This window comes from Embleya sp. NPDC020886, from assembly GCF_044333915.1.
Classification (GTDB): domain Bacteria; phylum Actinomycetota; class Actinomycetes; order Streptomycetales; family Streptomycetaceae; genus Embleya.
The window spans coordinates 303,458-323,077 of record NZ_JBIRRX010000011.1 but is presented as its reverse complement, the minus strand read 5'-3'; the positions used below and the strand labels follow the sequence as shown (position 1 = coordinate 323,077).

The following is a 19,620-nucleotide window of genomic DNA, read 5'->3' as shown; positions in this document are numbered from 1 at the left end:
GCACACCACTCGAAGCCCTGCAAAACCACCACGAGCTCGGACTCGCCGCATAAAAGGACAGCGAACAAGGCGTCCGGAAAACGCGGGGCACCTCACTTGCCACCCCCCGGCCCCCCTCGAAAACGCCCGCCGAAACGCGGCGCCCCACTCGGAAAGGCTCCCCGGCGAAGCTAGCCGGGCCGCCCTCCCCGCTCCGCCGTTGCCAGCGCCTTTCCCGGTATGTGAAGCGCGCCTCTCGCCGGGAGCCCGAAGGCTCCCCACTCCACGGCGACCCCGGGACCGGGCCGCCCCCTCCGGCCCACGCCACCCGGTCAGCGAACCCACCCGCTGCCGACCGAGACGCAACCCCCACCGCGAACACCCGACCCACTCCGCCGCCGCCCTGCCGCCGCTGCCGCACAACTCCAACTCCGGCGCGGTCAAACCGGCATGTGTCCGTACGCCAATGAGCCCCCACGGCTCCCGCCGCTCCTGCCCCCGCACACCCCGGACGCCCGGCCCCGCACCCGCGTTCAGTTCGCTTCCGCGCCCGGGTGCAGCAAGCGTGCCGTGTGGAGCATGGCCTCCTCGGTGCGTCCGAAGACCTCGATGTCGTAGAGTTCGCCGCCCTCGGAGTGCGGTAGGTGTAGGACGATCGTGTCCTCGCCTCCGAAGAAGTGGACCTCGTTGCCGAGTTCCTTCCAGGGCAGCAGGCCGATCTCCGGCAGCACCGTGCCCAGGGCGGGCGGGCGCGGGTGGGCGGGGACGTCGTCCGGCCACGTCCAGCGTTCCGCCGTATCGATCAGGACGCGGATGATCGCGACCTGGATCACCCACTCGGTGAACGAACGGCTCTGCACTTCCCAACTGTCCGCGTCCTCGGATGTCCCCACGTAGACGGGCGGATCGGCGAGGCCACGGTCGATGTCGTCGAGGGAGAACGCCCACTCGCAGCAGTACTGGTTCTCCGCCATGAACACGTACATGCCCCGGTGGCCGGTGGCTGCCGCGGCCACGAACGGTTCGTCCTCGTCGTCCGGAAGCCAGGTCAGATACGTCTCGTACAGTCCCGGCTCGGCCAGGAACGAGTTGTGCGGGTGGGCCAGCCAGGCGATCAGCGCCGCCGGCGGGGCGAAACCGAGTACGGTCCGGCCCAGTTCGCCGAGCGCGGTGGGATCGGCCGGCTCGGCGACCGTGCCGGCGAACCCCCATTCCCGGTGGAAATCCGCCAGGAGCGTGTCCCTTCCCTCGGCCGTTTCGCAAGCACGCGCCAGTCGTGCCGCGAAGCCTCGGTAGTCCACCACGCCATCGATCATGCGTCGGAGACTACCGAGGCGACCCGAAAACGCCGTCACCCGTCGACGGTTTCCGATCCGACGGCGGAACACGCGGTGTTCGCCCGGTCAGGCGGTCAGGCGGTCTGGTGGTCAGGTGGTCAGGTGGTCAGGTGGTCACCTGGCGTCGCCCCGAAGGGATGCGGGCAGGTCCTCGGCGATCGCCTCCGGCTTCTTCGCCAACGCGAAGTGGTCGACCCCGGGGTATTCGATCAGCTTCGCGTCGGCCGGCCGGCACGTCCGAAGCCGTTCGGCCCGGCGTCGTCGTGACGCCGGGCCGAACGGTGCTCTTGCGCCTGCCGGTTCGCACGGGGTGCGGCGACCGGCGGCGATCGGCGGTTACAGGTTCGCCATCGAGATCTCGCGATCAAGATCTCGGGGTCCACCCGATCCGGGCTACAGCAGGTCCACCTCCGGGAACGCCTCGCCGCCCGACAGCAGCGCGTATCCCGGGCCGCGGTCGAAGAACGGCTCGACCTCGGGGCGCTCCGCGCGAACGGAGGCGCGCAGCGCGGTGGTTGCCGCCTCGTCCACGGCCAGGTCGTCGCCCTCGCCGGTGAGCACGACGCCGTAGTCGTCGGCCGCGGCGGCGCGGGAGACCTTGCCCCAGCGCACGTCGCGCAGCACCGACTCGGTCTTGCGGTCCAGCGGGTCGCCCCAGCCGCCACCGCCGGTGGTGCGGATCCGGATCACCTCGCCGGCCTTGACCGGTTCGTCGTCGACCAGGCCGTCCATCTCGCGCTCGTTGGGGCCGCCCGGGTCGATCACCACCTGGAAGGAGCGGCCGGCCTTGCCGCCCTTGACTCCCCAGCAGGACAGGATCGAGCGGTCCGCGATGGACATGAAGGACGCGTCGAGCAACATCCGGATGTGCTTCTCGTAGCCCAGGCCGCCGCGGAACTGCCCGGGGCCGCCCGAGTCGGCGGCCAGACCGAGCCGCTCGACCAGGAACGGGAAGCGGGATTCGGTGAATTCGGTGGGCAGGTTGCGCGAGTCGGGCACCACGTGGATGGTGTCCTCGCCGTCCGCGTAGTAGCGCCCGCCGGAACCGCCGCCGAGCACCTCGCGCATCAGGTACGAGCGGCCGTCCGCGTCGTGTCCGTACACACCGGTGTAGCGGATCGTCTCCTGGTCGGCGGGCATCTTGCCGTCGACGGCCTTGGCCAGCACGCCGGCCAGCACGCCGAGCAGGCGCAGGATGACGAAGGTACGGGCGTTGGTCGGCGCCGGGAAGATCGGCGTGAGCAGCGTGCCCTTCTCCGGGAACTTCATCTCGATCAGCGGCACCACGCCCTCGTTGACGTCGAGTTCGGCCATCCGCTCGGGGGTGTCCGCGAGGTTGCGCAGGATCGGTGCGAGCCACTTCTTGAGGAAGTTGCCGTCGGCGTAGTCGCCGCAGTGGTTGATCGGGCCCTTGGCCTGGCGGGACGTGCCGGTGAAGTCGATGACGATCTTCTCGGGCGTCTTGGTCAGGGTGATCCGCTGCGTGTGCAGCATCGGCTCGTCCACGCCGTCGTGTTCGGCGTAGTCCTCCCACACGTACTCGCCGTCCGGGATCTTGGAGAGGATCTCGCGCCGGTAGGTCTCGGTGGTCTTGTCCAGGATCGCGTCGAAGCACGCCTCGACGGTCTCCCGGCCGTAGCGCTCGAAGAGTTCGCCCAGTCGGCGCGAACCCATCAGGCACGCCGAGCACTCGGCGTCCAGGTCGGCCGCGAGCGAGTCGGGCATCCGCGAGTTGCGGGTCATGATGCGCAGCGCGGCCTGGTTCGGCACGCCCTGGTCCCACAACTTGATCGGCGGGACCATCAGGCCCTCTTCGTACACGCTGGTCGCGCCCGAGGGCATCGACCCGGGGCAACAACCGCCGATGTCGTCGTGGTGGCCGAACGCCTGGACGAAGGCGACCACTTGCCCGTCGGCGAAGACCGGGACGGTGACGCACAGGTCGGGCAGGTGGCCGATGCCGCCCTCGGACTCGTAGACGTCGTTGTGGAAGAACACGTCGCCCGGACGCATCGTCTCCAGCGGGAAGTCCCGAGCCACCGGGTGCACCAGCGCCGAGTACGAACGGCCGGTCAGCTTGCGCAACTTGCGGTCGTGGATGCCGGCCCGGAAGTCGTGTGCGTCGCGGATCATCGGCGAGCGCGAGGTGCGGCCGATCGCGGTCTCGACCTCCATCTCGACGGAGGCGAGGGTGCCCTCGACGATCTCCAGGAGCACGGGGTCCACACCGTGCAGCGCGTCCTGCGGGGTGGTGGCGGTGGCGCTCATGCTCAGGCTCCCTTCGAGGCGGTGTTGGTGGTGTCGCGGGTGACGACGACGTTGCCGTAGGCGTCCACGCGGGCGTCGAAGCCGGGGTGGATCGGGATCGTGGAGCCGAACTCCTCGATGATGGCCGGGCCGCTCACCAGGTCGCCCGGGGCCAGTTCGGCCCGCGCGTACACGGCGGTGTCCACGTACCCGTCACGGTCGACGAAGCACACCGGGCGGGTGCCGGTCCGGGCCCGCTCGACGCCGCCGTCGCGCCCGGGCAGTTCGCGCAGTTCGGGGCGACGGATCGGGCCGACGCCGGTGACCCGCAGGTTCACCCACTCCACGGGCTGGCTCGCGTCACCGCGGAAGTTGTAGCCGTACAACTGCTCGTGCGCGGCGTGGAAGCCCTCGGCGACCGCGTCGGCGAGTGCCGCGTCGAACGGCCCGTCCGGCACCGGCACCCGCACCTCGAACGCCTGGCCGAAGTAGCGCAGGTCGGCGGTGCGCACGTAGCGGTGGTCCTCGGCCGCGAAGCCCTCCTTGTCCAGGGCCTCGCCCGCCTTGCCCGCCAGTTCGGCGTAGATGCCCGCCACCTTGGGGTGGTCGAGATCCGGGTGGCCGCCGACGGCGGTCTGCACGTAGTCGCACCGCACGTCGACGGTGAGCAGGCCGAACGCCGAGACGTTGCCGGGGTCGCGCGGCACGATGACGCCGGCCAGGCCGAGGATGTCGATCAGCCGGCACAGCAGCAGCGAGCCGGAGCCGCCGAAGGTGGCCATGGTGAAGTCGCGCACGTCCAGGCCACGCTTGACGGTGATCTGGCGCAGCGCGTTGGCCTGGTTCCAGGCGGAGATCTCCAGGATGCCGGTGGCGCACTGTTCGACGCCGATGCCCAGTTCGGCGGCGAACTTGGTCAGGCCCTCGCGGGCGGCGTCCACGTCGAGCGGGATCTCGCCGCCGAGCAGGTGCGGGGGGATCCGGCCGAGCAGCACGTGTGCGTCGGTGATGGTCGGCTCGGTGCCGCCCTTGCCGTAGCACAACGGGCCCGGGTCGGCGCCGGCCGAGCGGGGGCCGACCTTGAGCGTGCCCTCGGGCGAGATCCAGGCGATCGAGCCGCCGCCGGCGCCGACCGTGACCACGTCGATCATCGGGATCTTGGAGGGGTAGCGGCCGATCGAGCCCTCGGTGGTCAGCGTCGGTTCGCCGCCCAGCACCACCGACACGTCGGTCGAGGTGCCGCCGCCGTCGCAGGTCAGCACCTTGTCGAAGCCGGCCTTCTCGGCGATCAGCGCGGCGCCCAGGGCGCCGGCGGCCGGGCCGGACAGCACGGTGGTGATCGGCTGGTGCACGACCTCCTCGGCGGAGAGCACACCGCCGTTGGACTTCATGATCGCGAACGGCACGCGGCGCGCGGAGTCGGTGCCGCCGGCCTCGGTGGTGAACTCGTCCAGACGCCGGCGAATGCCGCTGACGTAGCGGGCCACCCTCGGCTTGACCGCCGCGTCCACCAGCGTGGTCATCGAACGCTCGTACTCGCGGTACTCGCGCAGCACCTCGGAGCTGATCGAGACCACCGCGTCGGGGTGCTCCTCGCGCAGGATCTCGCGCATCCGCAGCTCGTGCGCGGGGTTGGCGTAGGAGTGCAGGAAGCACACCCCGATGGTCGCGATGCCCTGCTCGCGCAGTCGACGGGCGGCGGTACGGGCGCCTTCCTCGTCGAACGGGCGGACCTCGTTGCCCTTGTAGTCGAACCGGCCGCCCACGGTGTGCACCAGGTCCACGGGCACGATCCGGTCGGGCTTGACCCAGAAGTAGGAGTTGCCGTAGCCGTCGGGGACGGCCTGGCGGGCGATCTCCAGGATGTACTCGTAGCCCTCGGTGGTGATGAACCCGAGGCGGTCGATCTTGTCTTCCAGGAGCTGGTTGGTGGCCACCGTGGTGCCGTGCGCGACGGCGGTGACGTCGGCTCCGGTGCAGCCGAGCAGGCCCAGCACCTTGTCGATACCGTTCATGAAGCCGTCCGCCGGGTCGGCGGGCGTGGACGGCGTCTTGGTGGTGACGAGCTCGCCGGACTCCTCGTCCAGGGCGACCACGTCGGTGAAGGTTCCGCCGGTGTCGATACCGATCCGGATCCGTCGGCGGGGTCCCGCCGTTGCGGCAGGCGTCATCAGCGCGCTCCAATCGGAGGGGGCAGGGGAATCGCATTCGCGGAGGGCTGGTCGCCCGGCTGCTGTCAGCGATTCAACTTCGCCGCCCCCCACCTCGGAATCGGCAACTTCTGCCAAGGGACTCGGCAACACTTGGTTATTCCCGTGAGCAGCGGCCGGGCATGAGGTCTGGACCAATCCGCCGAAAGCCCCGCTCAGGCCGCCCGTCGGTCGACCGAACTCGCGGGTAAGGAACGGAAGTTGGCGAAAAATCGACAGGGCTCGGATAGGGTCGGCAAACGCGGTGGTCGCAGCGGGTGACCCCACGACACACCGACCCGACACCGACGAGGAGCACCATGGCCGAGCGCGAGCAGGACGAATGGGGCTTCTCCACACCGCCGGCCGGCGAGTCGCCCGAGGACTGGGCGCCGACCGGCATCGACATCACGGTGCCCAGCATCGCCCGGGTCTACGACGCGATCCTGGGCGGCAAGAACAACTTCGCTGTGGACCGGGCGATCGCCGACGAGGCGCTCAAGGATCTGACCAACGAGGGCGCCTGGGCCAACCGGCACATCCTGGCCCGCGGTGTGCGCTACATGGCGGCCGAGGGCATCGACCAGTTCGTCGACCTGGGATCCGGGCTGCCGACCGTGCAGAACACCCACGAGGTCGCCCAGGAGGTGAATCCGAACGCCGCGGTCGTCTACGTGGACAACGACCCGATCGTGCTCGCGCACGGTCGCGCGCTGCTCGCCGAGAACCACCGCACCCGGGTGGTCACCGCCGACCTGCGCGATCCGGCGGCCGTGCTCGCCCTGCCGGAGCTGCGCGAACTGGTGGACCTGAGCCGACCCGTGGGCCTGCTCCTGGTGGCTGTCCTGCACCACCTCGCCGACCACGAGGACCCGGCCGGCGTGGTCCGCGCCTACCGCGACGCACTGCCCCCGGGCAGCTACATATTCATCACGCACTTCTGCGACTCCACGCCGGAGGGCCGCGCGCTGGAGAAGATCTTCCTGACCCAACTGGGCAGCGGACGTTTTCGCGCCCTGGAGGAGATCGAGGGCTACTTCGCGGGTCTGGAACTGGTCGAACCCGGCGTGGTTCTGCTCCCCCTGTGGCGTCCGGACGAGCCGGTCGTCGAACCGCTCACTCCCGAGGGCCACCTGTCGGTGGGCGGCATCGGCCGACTGCCCCGATGACCCGGCCGATCAGCCTCCCCGCCCCGGACGCGGTCCGGGGTCGGGCCCGCGGTCGTCCGGGTCGGCGCCTCGGTCGTCGGCCGTGTGCGTTCGACCGGGAGCGTGGCTGGGGTGTGCCCCGTGCGGCACACGCGCCGCACCCGGAGCGTCCAGGCGCAACCACCGCAGGTAACCGAACAGACCCACCACGCACAGCGTGAGCACGGTCATGCCGATCGCCACCAGGTCGACCACCGCGGACGCGGTCAGGACCGCGGCGACCAGCATGGCCATCGCGGCACCGGACAACGTCAAAGCCGACCACTTCGCCGCCCGCGTACGGTCCAGTGCCCGCACCGGCACATGCACGGGCACCCGCAGTCGCCGTGGCGGGTGCACACGGACACGCACACGCACGCGGCGTCGGCGCGGAGCCGAGCCGGATTTCGGGTCTATCGGGTCCTCGAACACGTGCCACAGCGCGACGAACTGCTCGTCCTGGAGCAGCGACTTCTCCAGCCGAGCGAGCACCCGGCGTTCCCGGCCCGAAAGCGAAGGTCCGTCCACCACGTCCACCTCCCATCCGGGACCGCGGCACGGCCGAGAGGCGGGGTGCGCCGGGCGGTATCCGCCGAGGCGAACCGTTCGCCGGCGGAGCCGACCGGCGGCCCGGTCTTGGGTTCGGATCACTGTCTGGGTTCGGATCACTGTCTGGGTTCGGATCACCGACCAGGTGCTACAAGCGGCGCAGTCCGACGACGCCGCGCAGCGCGAGAATCAGCGCCATCAGGCACGCCACGCCGCCCACGATCACGTTGCTCGTGATGGTGCGGGTGGTGTCGACGGCACCGTTGACGGCCCACGGGGCCACGATCGTCCAAACACCGATGCAGAACGCGGCCCAACTCATCGCATGCGTGCGCCCGAAGGCGGAGCCCAAGCCGCCCATCAGGAACGCGAGCGCCACGCCGGTGATCAGGTTGACCGTCGTCAGAGTCGTGAACCCGTTGAACCCGACGATCCACGGGGACGCCGCCAGGTAGACGCCGCACAGCATGCCCAGAGCCTCGGCCGCCTGTGCCACCGGGCCGGTCGTGGCCCGTTCGGAGTGGGCTCGAAGGGTGACTATGTCCGGATGCTGCTCAATCGGTGACGCTGTCGACGAGGACACGTCCACCACCCTCTTTCCGAGGAATCGCGGTCCCCCGGTTGATAGCCCACGCACCTGCGGCTAATCCGCCTAAACCTGAATATTTACCGCATATTTTCCTCATCGAGTTGACTCGACGCCTACATATCTAGAAACTTGGATGCAACCCCGCTTCGGAAGGTACTCCGTGGACCCACTGGCCATTCACAAGGCGCTCGCCAACCCGGCACGGCTCCGGTTCATGCAGTGGCTGAAGGAGCCTGCGAAGTACTTCGACGAGAACTCCTACCGACAGCAGGGCCTGGGCTTCCACATCGGCGTGTGCGTCGGCGACATCCAGGCCCGGGCCGGGCTGGCCCAGTCGGTGGTGTCCGGCTACCTCCAGACACTCAAGGACGCCGGCCTGCTCGACTCGGAGCGCATCGGCAAGTGGACCTACTACCGCCGCAACGAACGAACGATCGCCGACTTCGCGGAGTACGTCCGCACCGACCTCTGACCGGATCGAACCGGGAGCGCGGCACCCCCCGTCCCGCACCACCACGATCCCCGCCGACGCCGCACGCGGCCGGCGGGGGCGGGCATCGCCATGCCCCGAGTCATGGCCTAACCCATCTACATATCTCGATATGTATCGAGAGAACGAAAGGCCGGATGCCCCGATGAGAAACACCTCCCTGATGATCCTGACCCTCGCCCTGGGCGTGTTCGGGATCATCACCACCGAGATGGGCATCGTCGGCGTACTGCCGCAGGTGGCGGACGAACTCGACGTCAGCGCGTCCACCGCCGGGCTGCTCGTCGGCGTCTTCGCCCTGGTGATCGCGGTGTCCGGGCCGTTCATGACGCTGCTCGCCTCGGGCATCGACCGCAAGAGCGTGCTCGCGACCGCGATCGCCGTGTTCGCCGTGTCCAACGCGGTGTACGCGCTGACCACCCGGTTCGACGTGATGCTCGCCTTCCGGATCATCCCCGCCGTCTTCCACCCGGTGTTCTTCTCGGTCGCGCTGGCGACCGCGGCCGGGCTGGTGCCCGCGCGGGACGCGACCCGGGCCACCACGCGCGTGTTCGGCGGCGTCACCGCGGGCTTCGCCTTCGGCGTGCCGCTGACCTCCTATCTGGCCGAACACCTCTCCCTCCAGACCGCGTTCTGGTTCGCCGCCGTGGTCAACCTGATCGCGTTCGTGGGCATCCTGCGCTTCCTCCCGGCGATGCCGGTGGAGCGGCGACACTCCTACGGCGCCCAGGTGGGCGTGCTGCGCGGCGGCCGGATCTGGCTGACCATCCTGTCCGTGGTGCTGGTCTTCGCGGCCATGTTCTCGGTCTACGGCTACTTCGCCGAATACCTGGGCGAGGTCACCGACCTGGACGGGTCCTGGGTCGGCGCGCTGCTGATGGCGTTCGGCGTCGTGATGATCCTGGGCAACTTCGCGTTCGGCGCCCTGTTGCGGCGCGACCCGATTCGCACGGTGCTGCTGTTTCCCGCCCTGTGCCTGGCCGTCTACCTGCTGCTCTACGCGGTCGGCCCGTACGCCGCGGCCATGATCGTCGCGGTCCCCCTCTGGGGCGCGGTGCACTCCGGCGGGCTGATCGTCAGCCAGAGTTGGCTGGGACGCGACGCCCGGGACTTCCCCGAGTTCGGCAACAGCCTGTTCATCTCCTTCTCCAACCTGGGCATCACCGCGGGCACCACGGTCGGCGGTTGGGTGCTGAGCGCCGCCGGCGCACACCGACTGGCCTGGGTCGGCGCCGCCTTCGCCGTGGCCGCACTCGCCACGATGCTGCTACGCCTCCACCTGGACCGCGTCGACCGGCACCGGCAAGGAGCGTCGACGCCCGCCCCCACCCGGCTGCCGACACCGGACACCCTCACCCCGGCCGAACCGGCGTAGGTCCGATCCGGCGGACCCCGGCGGGCCGAGGCGCACGGGTGGGGCCGGGAGCTCAGGACGACGAATCGGCGAGCGTGCCGATCAGCGCGCGATACGCGTCCTTCATCGGCAGTTCCCGCTCCACCCGCACCCGCCGCCGGACGGCCGAGACCTCGACCTCGCGGACCGGGTCGTAGCCGACACGTTCGAAGGTCTCCCACCACACGCCGACTCCGCGCCGCTGCCATGTGGGCAGTTCGTCGAAGTTCACGCCGTGCGCGAAGAGCAGCTCGTGTTTGTCCGCCTTCGAACTCCGCGCCAACGCCTGCGTGGCCGCCCGGGCGGACTTCCCCTCCTTGCGCAGTGTCCAGTAGCACCAGCCGTTGAGCGCACACCGCGCGGCATCGGCCTGCCGCCAGGAGAAGTAGTCGACCACGTCACCGACGCCCGCCCCCATCCAGATCCGGCCGTCGAAGTGAGCGGGGATCCCCGCGCGGTGGGTGAACGTCGCGGACGCGATCCCGGCGGTCACCGAGACCAGCTTCTCCACCTCCCGACCGAACATGTCGAACGAGGGGTCCAACAGGATCGATATCTCGTCGCTCTCGGTGTAGGCGTAGCGGGCGTCGAGTTCGGTGAACAACGTCTGTGCGGTCTCGGCCATGAGCGCGCCGAATCGCTCGTCGAAGGGCTTGTCGAAGTGCTCCTCGGTGAAGCGGGAGAACGACCGGCCGTCCACCCGGATCACCGTCCACGCGCCGGGCAGCAGGACCAACGAGTGGAACCACTCCCGCGAACGTTGCGCCGCCTCGAATCGATCGGCATCCATCGCCCCGTCACCCCTCGCTCGCCGTCTCGACCACGAACCCGCCCGCACCGTCGAACCGCACGACGTACAGGGCGTCGAACCCCTCGTCCGTCCCCGGCGCCCGCAGCCGCCTCAGCGTGTCACGAACACCCACGTCGGGCACTCGGATTTTCCCCTCCCGCTCGGCATTGCGCGCGAAGGATCCGGCCGGATCCGGCGGAAACCAATAGCCGACCACATCCGCGCCCCACACCCGGGCGAGTTCGATGATCGGCCGTCGATCCTCCGGCGCGGGATTGGTGTTGTCGACGGCCACGTCACGACCGGCCGCCAACGCCTGCTCGATCAGTCGCTGCTGCCGACGCTGTCGGTTCCGGGCCCGCGGGAAGTCGTCCTTGCTCACGTGCACGTGTGTCGCGGCCAGGACGGTTCGGTGGAAGGTGGATTTGCCCGATGCCTGGAGCCCCATCAAAATCGCGACCTGCATGTCGGTTCCGCCCCTCGCTCTCGCCCACGCGCCGGTGGCTCTCTCGATCGATCGATCACCGGAATCCTGTCGGGTGGGCGCGCGGATCGGTGCCGCGGAGGGTGTGCGGCCCTGATCGGGTTGGGTCGTTCGGGGGTTTGGTGATCGGGGCTGTGCACACTGTGAGCATGGAAAAGCTCTCCTTGGATGCCCAGGTCCGCGAACTGCTCAAGCTCGCCGCCGCCTCGTCGACCGGGCGCAGCGCCCATACGGTGTACGGCGGCCACGAACACACGTTGCGGCAGACGCTGATCGTGCTGACCGCGGGCACCGTGTTGGCCGAACACGAGAATCCCGGCGAGGCGACGTTGATGGTGTTGCGCGGGCGGGTCGTGTTGATCGGTGACGATGCGTCGTGGGAGGGGCGGTCCGGCGATTTTCTGGTCGCCCCGAAGACGCGGCACAGCCTGGAGGCGCTGGAGGATTCGGCGGTGCTGCTCACCGTGGCCAAGCGCGGCTGACCGCATCGGTCGTCGGTCGCTGCTCGACATTCGGCCCGGGCGGGAGAGCGTGCCGCCCGGGCCGGGCCGGCTCATATGTACTGGTGAACCTACTGCATCACGGCGTGGGAGCGGCGTCCCGAGCACAGCGGAATCCGGTGTTGCCACTGGAGCTGTCCGGGGTGTTGGCCGTGCGTGCCGCCACCCGGTAGCGGTTGCAGTTCGAGTCGTGGCACAGGTAGGACCCGCCGCGCAGCACCTTGTCCCGGCCCGTGGCGGGCCCGGTCGGGTTCACCGCAGGGTGCGCGCCGCCGTGGTCGACCGACCACCAGTTCGCGCACCACTCCCACACGTTGCCGGACACGTTGTACAGCCCGAACCCGTTGGGCTCGAAGGCGCGCACGGGTGCGGTGCCGCGGTACCCGTCCGCGGCGGTGTTCTTGGTGGGGAAGCTGCCGCGCCGGATGTTGCAGCGGTACTCGCCGCCCGGCTCCAATTCGTCGCCCCACGGGTAGCGCCGCTGCGCCAAGCCGCCGCGCGCCGCGTATTCCCACTCGGCCTCGGTGGGCAGCCGCTTGCCCGCCCAGCGGGCGTAGGCGTCCGCGTCGTGCCGGCTCACGTGCACCACCGGGTGGTCGCCGCGCTCCTCGATCGAGCTGCCCGGCCCCTCCGGCAGGCGCCAACTCGCTCCGCGCACCCCGCACCACCACGGCGCCCGCTCGGGTCGAGGGGCGCCGCGCCGCAACGTGCCGGGCAGGAAGGCCGCGAACACGTACGACCAGCCCAGCCGTTCGGCCTCGGTGCGGTAGTCGGTCGCGGCGACGAACTCGGCGAACTCGGCGTTGCGCACCGCACACGTCGATCCGGAACGGGTCCACCCGCACCGGGCGCACCGGGCCCTCGCCGTCGGAGGGGAAGCCCTCGGCGTCCTCGGTGCCCATCAGGAACCCGCCGCCCGGCAGCAGCACCATCGCGTCGTCGGCGGCTGCGGCTGCCGGCGCCTCGCGGCGGGCTGCGGGCTGCGGGCTGCGGGCTGCGTGATCGAGAGCGCCGGGGAGAGCGCGGGCGAGGCGCCGCGTGCGGGCATGCAGCAGCTCTTGGGGGTGTCGGCGGGGTCCATCGGCTGCTCCTCGTCGTCGGTCGCACTGCCCGAGCATCACGTTCCATGGCATATAAGCAGGCGTGGGCACGGTCGACTGCGACGGTAGCCGCGCACAGCGGGCGCGGGCGGCCGCCGGCCGGCACGCCGGCATCATGGGCGGGCCCGAGCGGCTCCGACCCGAGGTAGGCATGCGCGTGATGAACCCGTTCGACGTCGAGACGCTACCGGTCGGCCCGTGGCGCAACGGCGGTGGCGACACCCGCGAGATCGGGTCGCAGTCGCCCCCGCACACGGCCGAGGCGGACTTCGACTGGCGCGCGAGCATCGCGACGATCGCCGCCGACGGGCCGTTCTCCGCGTTCCCCGGCGTCGATCGCACGATCACCCTGCTGGCGGGCGACGGCGTACATCTGGTCGGCGACGACGGGCTCGACCACCGGCTGGACCGGCTCGGCGAACCCTTCGCCTTCTCCGGCGACACGGCGCTGCGGGCCACGCTGCTGGGCGGCGCCACCCGGGTGCTCAACATCATGACCCGGCGTGGGCGATGGGCCGCCCGGGTGCACCGGGTGCACGCGCCGGTGCGCCCGCCCGCCGGGCACGCGGGCGTGTGGTACGTGCTGTCCGCGCCGGCCGACGACGCGCCCGGGTCGGGGCCGCGGGCCGGGCAGGGCGTGTGGTGGGCGAGCGGCGCCGCCGAGGCGACGGCGCCGCTCGCGACCGGTGCGGTCGCGCTGTGGGCGGACCTTCGTCCGCCGGGGTAGGGGTGCGGGTGGGGCGTCGGCCGTCAGGGCATCGTGCGCAGGTGCGCCGAGATGCTGTTGGCCAGGGCGTAGCCGGCGGTCGCGTCCCAGTTGACCGACCACGTCATCGCGCCGCGGATGCCGGGCGCGGTGGTGGTGGGCCGGAAGCTCCCGCAGTTGGTGCCCGCGGCCAGGCAGTCCAGGGCGTTGTTCACCACGCCGGGTGAGACGTAGCCGCTGCCGGCCGCTCGCCCGGTGGCCGGCACGCCGAGTGCGACCTGATCGGGACGCAGGCCGCCCTGGAGCTGGATGCACGCCTGGGCGGTCAGGAAGTCCACGCCGCCCTGGGCGTAGAGCTTCTGGTCGCAGCCGAACATGGTTCCGGAGTTGTAGTACTGCATGTGCACGATGGTCAGGATGTCCTTGATGCCCAGGGCGAGTTGGAAGTACGCGGCCTGGTTGGACTGCATGTCCAGGGTCTGCGGGGCCATCGTGATGATCAGGCTCGTGCCGATCTGCGCCCGGATGGCGCGCAGCGCGGTGGCCATGTAGGTGGGGCTGACCCCGTTCTCCAGGTCGATATCGACGCCGTCGAAGCCGTATTCGCGCAGCAGCGCGGTGGTGGTGCTCGCGAAGGTGGCGGCCGACGCGCTGTCGCCGACCCAGACCGCGCCGAGTTCGCCGCCGACGGACAGGATCACCTTCTGGCCGCGGGCGTGCATCAGCGCGACGTCGGCCTTGAGGTCGGCGTTGGTGTAGCCGCCGAGCGCGGTGGACAGGCCCGGGTCGACGCCGAAGGTGACCGCGCCCCAGCGGGTGCGGTCGGCCTCGGCGAACGCCACCGCGACCAGGTTGTAGGACGTGGGGACGTCGCGCAGGCGCAGGTTCGAGGAGCCGTTGACGAAGTTGTGCCAGTAGCCGGTCATCACCCGCTTGGGCAGGCCGGTCGGGTCCTCGCCGCCGGGCCCGTCCGGACCGGTGGTGGCGGTGACCGGGGCCGAACGCGCGGACGTGCCCGCGGTGTTGCTCGCGGCGACGGAGAAGGTGTAGCTCGTCTCGGGGGTCAGGCCCGGGATCTCGGCGGCGGGGGCGGCGACGGTGGCCACCTTGGTGTCGGCGCGGTAGACGTCGTATCCGGTCGCGCCGGGGACCGCGGACCAGGTGAGCGAGACGCTGCGGGCGGTGCTGCCGGCCACGGCCAGGCCGGTGGGTACGGCCGGGATCGTGGTGCTGCCGCCGGGGCCGACGAGCGACACGTCGTCCGCGAGGTAGGCGGGTTGTCCGTACCAGCCGTTGAGGAAGAGCGTGACGCTGGTGGTGCGTGGGCCGGTGCGGAACGTGGTGGTGAGTTTTTGCCATGTGGAGGCGGCGGAGGTCCAGGTGGAGACGTCCGTGGTGCCGGTGCCGGTGGCGCCGAGGTAGATGTACGAGCCCTGGACCCAGGCGGATTCGGTGTAGTCGGAGTCGGGTTGCACGGCCACGGTCTGGCTGCATCGGGCGTTGTCGCCGCCCGCCGGGGTGGCCTTGAGGGCGCCGGTGCCGGTGTGCACCGGCGTGCTCGTGGCGCTGCCGGAGCCGCCGGAGCAGGTCCAGCCGGACAGGCCGGACTCGAAGCCGCCGTTGACCACCAGTTCGGCGGCGGCGGGTGCGGGCGCGGCGAGCGCGATCAAGCCGGTGGTGGCCATCGCGCATGCGGTGAGCAGGCCGGTCAGGAAGCGGCGCGGGGTGCGGGTGCGCCGGCGGCAGGCGGGGGGCCGGTCCGCGCGGGTGGTTGGGGGACGTGTCGGTGCCATCGTGGGGTGTTCCTCCCGTACCGGCCCGGGCGGTTGCCTGCGGGCGTGGGCGTTGCGTGCAAGGGAGGGTGGACCCGGGTCGGCACCGCACTGCCTGATGGGACGTCAGGCTGCCTCGGCGCAGGGCGTGCGCAGGCCGTCCGGGCGCACCCGGGGTGCCGGGATGCCTGTGTGCCAGACGAGTTGACCGCCGGGGCGAGTGAACTGTCAATAGGTCTGGACCAATTGCCTCCCGGCACGGCTCCCGGGCGAACGCCCGCACGGCGAACCGGCGGTCCCCGCAGGAAGAGCGGCGCGGCCCCGGTCGGTCAGGCGCCGGGGACCGGCTGGGGCGGTTGCGGGCCGGTGTAGCGGGCGCTCGGGCGGATGATCTTGGTGTCCTCGGCCTGTTCCAGGATGTTCGCGCACCACCCGATCACCCGGCTCACCGCGAATGTCGGGGTGAACATGCTGCGCGGAATCCCGCACAGTTGCATCACCACGCCCGCGTAGAACTCCACGTTGACGTGCAACTCGCGCCCCGGCTTCAACTCGGCCAGGATCCCGGTCACCCGACGGTGCACCGCGGCGGCGAACTCGACCAGCTCGACCCCCTGCGCGTCGGCCTGTTCGGCGAGTTCGGCCGCGATCGCGGCCAGCATCATCGCGCGCGGGTCCTCGGTGCGGTAGACCGCGTGGCCGAAGCCCATGATCCGCTCGCCCGCGCCGATCCGGGCCCGCACCCACGCGTCGATCCGCTCCGGCGAGCCGATCTCGTCCAGCGCCTCCAGGGCCCGATCCGGCGCACCGCCGTGCAGCGGGCCGGAGAACGCGCCGATCGCGCCGGCCACCGCCGAGACCAGGTCCGCTCCCGAGGAAGCGATCACTCGCGCGGTGAACGTGGAGGCGTTGAAGCCGTGGTCGACGGTCGCGATCAGGTAGCGCTCGATCGCGGCCACCTGGACGGGCTCCGGCTCCCTTCCGGTCACCAGGTGGAGCCAGTTGGCCGCCGTGCACAGGTCGGCGCGCGGCTCCAGCGGCTCGGCGCCGGCGCGGATGCGGTGCAGCGCCGCCAGGATGGTCGGCGTCACCGCGCCGATCAGCATCGCGTCCGCCGCGCGCCGCGGCGGCGCGGACTCCCACAGCGGCGGCAGGTTGCGCGCGGCGCCGACCAGCGACAGCGCGGTCCGCAGCCCCGCGAGCGGGTCGAACCGGTCGCCGGCCAGCGCGATCGAGCGCAACACCGGCCGCAACTCCTCGGGCAACACCCGCAGTCGGGCGATCTCCGCGGCGAACGGAGCCTGCTCCTCGGCCGTGGGCAACCGGCCGTGCACGAACAGGAACCACACGTCCTCGAAGCTGCGGGTGCCCGCCAGCTCGATCGCCGAGTACTGCCGGTAGTGGTAGAAACCCTCGGCGCCTCGGACGTCGCCCAGTTCGGTGTCGGTGACCACCACCCCCTTCAGGCCCCGGGGTACGTCGATTCGCTCATTGCCGACGACTGCCATGACATGCCTCCATCCTCGGCGGAGCCGCACGACCCGCCACCACGAATGTCGATCACGGCATCAACTATCGTCAATGTTGACTACATCAATATGAGCCGGAGGTTCGAACGAAATGGCTGGTCGGCGCAAGGTTTCGGGCGGTGGCAGTGAGCAGGATTACCCGCAGGACTACCTGACCACCGCCCAGGCCGCGCAGCGGTTGGGGGTCAAACCCGAGACGATCTACGCCTACGTCAGTCGCGGTCTGTTGACCAGCGTGCGCGAGTCCCGGCAACGCGGCAGCCGGTTCGCCACCGCCGAGGTGGAGGCACTGGCGGAGCGCAGCGGCGGGCGGCGCGACCCCAACGGGTCGATCGAACGCATCCACACCCGACTGACCCTGCTCGCCGACGACCACCTGTACTACCGCGGCCGGGATGTGCGCGAACTGGCCGACCATCCCGTCGAATCGGTGGCGCACTGGTTGTGGCGGGCCGAACTCGCGGACGTGCCCCCGTTCGAGGTCGCCGCCGCACGGGCCGAGGCGGTCCGTCGTACGGTCGCCCTGCTGCCGGACAGCGCCCGGCTGATCGACCGGATCCGGATGATCGTGGCCGCCACCGGCACGACCGATCCGCTGCGCTACGACCTGTCCGAACCGGCGGTCGTGCGCGGCGGCGAGACGCTCTTGGCGGTGATCGCCGACGCGCTGCCGGCGTGTGCGGGCGCCCGACCGCCGACCGGAACCGCGCTCGCCGAGCGGCTGTGGCCGAAACTCACCGCTCGGCCGGCCACACCGGAGCACCTGTATCTGCTGAACGCCGCGCTGGTGTTGCTGGCCGACCACGACCTGGCGGTGTCGACGTTGGCCGCGCGGGTGGCGGCGAGCGCGCGGGCGGACGTGTACGCCGTGGTGTCCGCCGGGCTGGGTGTGGTCGACGGCCGCCACCACGGCGCGGCGATCGGGCTGACCCACCGCTTCCTGCGCGACGCGCTGGATCCGGCGGGCGGGCCCACGATGGCGGTCGCCGACCGGCTCCGGGCGGGCGAGCATCTGCCCGGCCTGGGCCACGTGCTCTACGTGGACCGCGATCCGCGGGCCGAAGTGCTGTTGGGCCTGCTGCGCGAACCGGCCGCGCGAGACGACCGGGTCGCCCGGGTGCTGTCGGCCGTCGATGCGCTGACCGGGGAAACGGCGGCCCGCGAGGACCTGTTCGCCAACGTCGACCTGGCGCTCGCGGCGGTGACGCACGCGATGGACATGCGGCCGGACGCCGGCGAGGCGATCTTCGCGATGGCCCGCACGATCGGCTGGCTGGCCCACGCCCTGGAGGAATACGCCCAACCCGGCCTCCGCTACCGAGCCGTCGGCGTCTACACCGGCCCCCGACCCAACGCGAACTGACCCCGCAACCATGCCGAATCCCACGCGACCCGATCCGGGCGCACCGACCTGCGGGCGAGCGACATCCGGCCCCCGGCAGGGCCGAACGGATGGCCCGGACACACACGACGACACGTCCACAGGCAGGCGTTGGTCGGGGTGGGCCTGGAACCGCGCCCACCGCGAGGCGACTTGCCCGTCGGCACGCGCCGCCTCGACCCGCACGGGTACACGCCAATCACCGAAACCGCGCCGAGCGCGGGGCCTTTCAGCCGACCGGCCCCGGGCGCGGCCCGGCCCGGGTGGGCCTGACGCGGCACCGGGCGATACTCGGCCGACGCGCCACCTCGACCCGCACAGGTGCACGGCGATCACCGAAACCGCGCCGAGCGCGGGGCCCTTCAGCCGGTCGGCCCCGGGCGCAGCCCGGCCCGGGGGCCCGGCGCGGCACCAGGCGATACTCGGCCGACGCTTCACCTCGACCCGCACGGGTGCACGGCGATCACCCCGCCGCGCCGAGGGCCGCCTCAGCCGAACTGCCCCGGGGCGCGACCCGGTCCGGGTGGGCCGGCGTAGGACTGGGTGATATTCAGCCACCTCGTCGCCTCGGCGCCGTGCGCCCGGACGGCGAGGTCGTCCGGGTGTCGGCGGCGGGTGACCAGGAGGCAGAAGTCGAGCAACGGCCCGGTCACCCGCTCGGCGGCGTCCTCGGGGCCGTACGTCCAGGCGCCGCCGAGTTCGGGCCCGCCGGTCAGTTCGATCCGGAACTCCCGCTCGGGTGGGCGAAGTCCGTGTACGGAATAGGCGTAGTCCCGGGCCCGGACACCGATCCGGGCCACGTGGCGCAGCCGGGCGGTGGGCCGGGGGTGTACACCGAGCGCGTCGGCGACGTCCTGTCCGTGCGCCCACGTCTCCATGATTCGGGCGCCGGCCATCGACGCGGCGCTCATCGGCGGGCCGTACCAGGGCAACCGCCCGCCCGACGGTACCGCCGCCAGCACCTTCGCCACCGTGTCCCGACCGGCGCGCCAGCCGGCCAGAATCCGGTCCGGCGGCGCCGCCGCGCCCTGTTCGGCGCCTCGGTCCACGAAGCCGTCCGGATCGGCCGAGGCATCCGCGACGCCGGCGGCGAAGCCGACCGGATCGGTCGCCGCGAGCCGGACGCGGTCGTCGGTCCAGGCCAGGTGGGCAATCTGATGGGCAATGGTCCACCCCGGCGCGGGCGTCGCCATGGCCCACTCCTCCGCCGCCAACCCGCCGACGAGCCGATCCAGCGCGGCCCCCTCCGCCTCCAGGTCACCCACAACAGCCACAAGATCCACCATCACCCGGCTCCTCCCACACCACCGCCCCCACCCAACCCTGCCGGCCCCCCACCGGGCAACGGCACGCCGAGCCGAAACCACCAAACCCCACACACGCACCCGGCCCCGAGGG

16 protein-coding genes and 1 pseudogene are annotated in these 19,620 nt (G+C 71.3%); 6 read left to right on the top strand and 11 right to left on the bottom strand.

Translation table 11 applies throughout. The annotated features are described in order from the left end of the window. Positions 1-512 precede the first annotated feature (512 nt). The 3 genes from ACH4U8_RS32990 to ACH4U8_RS32980 all read right to left on the bottom strand — a co-directional run bounded on the left by ACH4U8_RS32990 (position 513) and on the right by ACH4U8_RS32980 (position 5,734). Positions 513-1,295, bottom strand: a complete 783-nt coding sequence (locus tag ACH4U8_RS32990) for a hypothetical protein (protein ID WP_395782112.1) — start codon at positions 1,293-1,295, stop codon at positions 513-515. 414 nt (positions 1,296-1,709) lie between these two features. Then, positions 1,710-3,584 carry a hydantoinase B/oxoprolinase family protein gene (locus ACH4U8_RS32985; protein WP_395782110.1) on the bottom strand — a complete coding sequence of 625 codons (1,875 nt, stop codon included), beginning with the start codon at positions 3,582-3,584 and terminating at the stop codon, positions 1,710-1,712. A 2-nt stretch (positions 3,585-3,586) separates the two neighbouring features. Then, complete coding sequence (locus tag ACH4U8_RS32980) at positions 3,587-5,734, bottom strand: hydantoinase/oxoprolinase family protein (protein WP_360308917.1); 2,148 nt, start codon at positions 5,732-5,734, stop codon at positions 3,587-3,589. Between the two features lie 338 nt (positions 5,735-6,072). Here ACH4U8_RS32980 and ACH4U8_RS32975 point away from each other — a divergent pair, with 338 nt between their 5' ends. Beyond that, positions 6,073-6,921: an SAM-dependent methyltransferase gene (locus ACH4U8_RS32975; RefSeq protein ID WP_360308920.1), complete on the top strand. Its 849-nt coding sequence runs from the start codon at positions 6,073-6,075 to the stop codon at positions 6,919-6,921. Positions 6,922-6,930: 9 nt separating this feature from the next. Here ACH4U8_RS32975 and ACH4U8_RS32970 read toward each other — a convergent pair whose 3' ends face one another. Beyond that, a complete protein-coding gene (locus ACH4U8_RS32970; RefSeq protein ID WP_395782108.1) occupies positions 6,931-7,467 on the bottom strand; it encodes a hypothetical protein in 537 nt (178 codons plus the stop codon). Between the two features lie 169 nt (positions 7,468-7,636). Continuing rightward, positions 7,637-7,984 (bottom strand): SPW repeat protein, encoded by a 348-nt coding sequence (locus ACH4U8_RS32965; RefSeq protein ID WP_360308926.1) that lies wholly within the window; start codon positions 7,982-7,984, stop codon positions 7,637-7,639. 253 nt (positions 7,985-8,237) lie between these two features. Here ACH4U8_RS32965 and ACH4U8_RS32960 point away from each other — a divergent pair, with 253 nt between their 5' ends. Further along, entirely contained in the window at positions 8,238-8,549 is a 312-nt protein-coding gene (locus tag ACH4U8_RS32960) for an ArsR/SmtB family transcription factor (RefSeq protein WP_395782106.1), read from the top strand. 163 nt (positions 8,550-8,712) lie between these two features. Then, positions 8,713-9,942 (top strand): MFS transporter, encoded by a 1,230-nt coding sequence (locus ACH4U8_RS32955; RefSeq protein ID WP_395782104.1) that lies wholly within the window; start codon positions 8,713-8,715, stop codon positions 9,940-9,942. A 52-nt stretch (positions 9,943-9,994) separates the two neighbouring features. Here ACH4U8_RS32955 and ACH4U8_RS32950 read toward each other — a convergent pair whose 3' ends face one another. Both ACH4U8_RS32950 and ACH4U8_RS32945 read right to left on the bottom strand, forming a co-directional pair. Further along, the gene (locus ACH4U8_RS32950; RefSeq protein WP_395782102.1) at positions 9,995-10,750 is read right to left on the bottom strand and encodes a tRNA(His) guanylyltransferase Thg1 family protein; all 756 of its coding nucleotides are present in this window, start codon (positions 10,748-10,750) and stop codon (positions 9,995-9,997) included. Between the two features lie 7 nt (positions 10,751-10,757). Next, positions 10,758-11,216 (bottom strand): AAA family ATPase, encoded by a 459-nt coding sequence (locus ACH4U8_RS32945; protein ID WP_395782100.1) that lies wholly within the window; start codon positions 11,214-11,216, stop codon positions 10,758-10,760. A gap of 167 nt (positions 11,217-11,383) precedes the next feature. Between ACH4U8_RS32945 and ACH4U8_RS32940 the strand changes: the two genes are divergently transcribed. Then, positions 11,384-11,716 (top strand): cupin domain-containing protein, encoded by a 333-nt coding sequence (locus ACH4U8_RS32940; RefSeq protein WP_360308941.1) that lies wholly within the window; start codon positions 11,384-11,386, stop codon positions 11,714-11,716. Positions 11,717-11,813: 97 nt separating this feature from the next. Here the strand turns inward: ACH4U8_RS32940 and ACH4U8_RS32935 are convergent. After that, positions 11,814-12,815: pseudogene (locus ACH4U8_RS32935) on the bottom strand (formylglycine-generating enzyme family protein). Between the two features lie 170 nt (positions 12,816-12,985). Here ACH4U8_RS32935 and ACH4U8_RS32930 point away from each other — a divergent pair. Continuing rightward, positions 12,986-13,561, top strand: coding sequence for a HutD family protein (locus tag ACH4U8_RS32930; protein WP_395782098.1), 576 nt, complete (start codon positions 12,986-12,988; stop codon positions 13,559-13,561). A gap of 23 nt (positions 13,562-13,584) precedes the next feature. On the opposite strand, the gene ACH4U8_RS32925 is transcribed toward ACH4U8_RS32930, so the two are convergent. Together ACH4U8_RS32925 and ACH4U8_RS32920 are read right to left on the bottom strand one after the other, a co-directional pair. Further along, complete coding sequence (locus tag ACH4U8_RS32925) at positions 13,585-15,333, bottom strand: chitinase (RefSeq protein ID WP_395782096.1); 1,749 nt, start codon at positions 15,331-15,333, stop codon at positions 13,585-13,587. A 308-nt stretch (positions 15,334-15,641) separates the two neighbouring features. Beyond that, positions 15,642-16,820, bottom strand: coding sequence for a citrate/2-methylcitrate synthase (locus ACH4U8_RS32920; protein WP_395782094.1), 1,179 nt, complete (start codon positions 16,818-16,820; stop codon positions 15,642-15,644). 112 nt (positions 16,821-16,932) lie between these two features. On the opposite strand from ACH4U8_RS32920, the gene ACH4U8_RS32915 reads away from it, so the two are divergent. After that, positions 16,933-18,204 carry a citrate synthase gene (locus ACH4U8_RS32915; protein WP_395782092.1) on the top strand — a complete coding sequence of 424 codons (1,272 nt, stop codon included), beginning with the start codon at positions 16,933-16,935 and terminating at the stop codon, positions 18,202-18,204. A 506-nt stretch (positions 18,205-18,710) separates the two neighbouring features. On the opposite strand, the gene ACH4U8_RS32910 is transcribed toward ACH4U8_RS32915, so the two are convergent. After that, positions 18,711-19,508: a TIGR03084 family metal-binding protein gene (locus ACH4U8_RS32910; RefSeq protein ID WP_360308953.1), complete on the bottom strand. Its 798-nt coding sequence runs from the start codon at positions 19,506-19,508 to the stop codon at positions 18,711-18,713. Positions 19,509-19,620: the final 112 nt, after the last annotated feature.